Origin of the sequence: Pseudomonas sp. EA_65y_Pfl2_P78 (assembly GCF_963970495.1) — a bacterium.
GTDB classification, from domain to species: domain Bacteria; phylum Pseudomonadota; class Gammaproteobacteria; order Pseudomonadales; family Pseudomonadaceae; genus Aquipseudomonas; species Aquipseudomonas baetica_A.
Window position 1 is genome coordinate 1 of sequence record NZ_CAXAON010000079.1, and the last position, 1728, is coordinate 1728.

Annotated in this window: 2 protein-coding genes and 1 pseudogene; all 3 read right to left on the reverse strand. The window is 58.1% G+C overall.

Annotated features, from left to right (window positions below):
- Nucleotides 1-1149, reverse strand: a 1149-nt coding sequence (tnpC, locus tag AACY02_RS25875; protein WP_339434353.1) for an IS66 family transposase, incomplete at its 3' end; no start/stop codon positions are given.
- Between the two features lie 62 nt (nucleotides 1150-1211).
- Nucleotides 1212-1547, reverse strand: a complete 336-nt coding sequence (tnpB, locus tag AACY02_RS25880; RefSeq protein WP_159889784.1) for an IS66 family insertion sequence element accessory protein TnpB — start codon at nucleotides 1545-1547, stop codon at nucleotides 1212-1214.
- A pseudogene (locus AACY02_RS25885) lies at nucleotides 1544-1728 on the reverse strand (hypothetical protein); the annotation flags it as partial. The pseudogene AACY02_RS25885 and the gene tnpB, both read right to left, overlap by 4 nt.

Below are 1728 nucleotides of genomic sequence, written 5' to 3' on the forward strand. Positions count from 1 at the left end.
CGGCGCTGCTTTTTCTTGCCGTATTCGGCGGCGATCCTCATCGCTCATGTCCCGCGCTTGGCGTTCAACTTCGTACAGGCCACCAATCGAGTGCAGCGCCTGTTCGGCCAGCTGACTTTTATTCGCCACGTGCAGATCGAAAAACTTGCGGCGGGCGTGGGCCATGCAGCCGATTTCGATCATGCCTTTCTCGAAGCCAGCTTTGTAGCCAGCAAAGTCGTCGCACACCAGCTTGCCGTTCCATGAGCCGAGGAAGTTACGTGCATGCTCACCTGCCCGGCTCGGGCTGAAGTCATAGACCACGGCCTTGAGCACCGAAAACGGCGTGGTGCAGTAAGCCCATACATAAGAACGGTGAGTTTTCTTCTGTCCGGGCGCAAGCATCTGCACCGGCGTCTCGTCGGCATGGACGACTCGTTGGGCCAAAACGGCTTCTCGCAAGGCATCAACCAGCGCCTGAAGCTGCACACCGGTCTGTCCAACCCATTGAGCCAGTGTGGAGCGCGGGATCGCTAAACCGGCACGTCCGAAGATTTTCTCCTGCCGATACAACGGCAAGTGGTCAGCGAACTTCGCCACCATCACATGGGCCAGCAGACCTGCGGTTGGGATGCCTTTGTCGATCACTTGGGCCGGTACTGGTGCCTGGATCAGTGTTTCGCACTGACGGCAGGCCCATTTCCCACGCACATGCTGTTCGACGGTGAACACGCCTGGCGTGTAATCCAGTTTCTCGCTGACGTCCTCGCCGATGCGCTGAAGTTGGCAACCGCAAGTGCACTGAGTGTTTTCTGGTTCGTGATGAATGACGGTACGTGGAAACTGCGACGGCAGCGGCGCGCGCTTTGGCTTTTGGCGCGCTACTTCTGGAGCAGGAGTCGGAAGCAGTGCCGTCAGCTCGGCGTCGATAGCCTCAAGATCGGTGTTAAGAAGATCGTCGAGCAAGCTGCCTTGCTCAGGACTGATCTGCTCGCTGCGCTTGGCAAACCGGTGCCGCTTGAGGATCGCGATCTCGTGGGTCAACTGTTCGATGATGGTTTGATCGCGGTGGTTCTTTCTGCCCATGGTGTCGACCTTCGACATCAACTGCGCAGCGAGTGCACGCAGTTGGTCGGGGGTCATGTGGTCGAGGTTTGGCATAGAAGTCATGCCGTGGATTTTACCAAAGCCGACCGCGTGCGACAGCGTGTTCTGGGTTTAATTACAGCTTTTTAAAGGATCGTGATTGCACCGCCAGCGCCAACGCGCTGCCAAGGCAAACCAAGTACCAAGGCCTGAAGTTGCTCACTATCCAGTTCCAACTCGCTGCCTTGTCGTATGCCTGGCCAGTGGAATTTTCCTTGGTTCAACCGCCGTGCCGCCAGCCAAACGCCGATCCCGTCATGCACGAGAACTTTCATACGATTGGCCCGGCGATTGGCAAACAGATAAGCGCAGTGCGGCTTCGCCGCACCGAATACTGCGATCACTCTGGCCAGCGCAGTTTCGGTGCCGGCACGCATATCCATGGGTTCGGTGGCGAGCCAGATGGCGTCAATGCGGATCACTTGGCAAGCTCTCGGATAAATCGAGCGCACCCATCAGGATCGGACACTGGCCACTTCACGGCGATGGCTTGTTCGCCAACGGGTATCTCGATGATCGCCAATGCCTCTGACGGCCGCTTAGGAGGAGCCTTCAACGGGACAAACGCAGGCAACGCGGGCACTGAGCTGTGCCGGTAAAGCG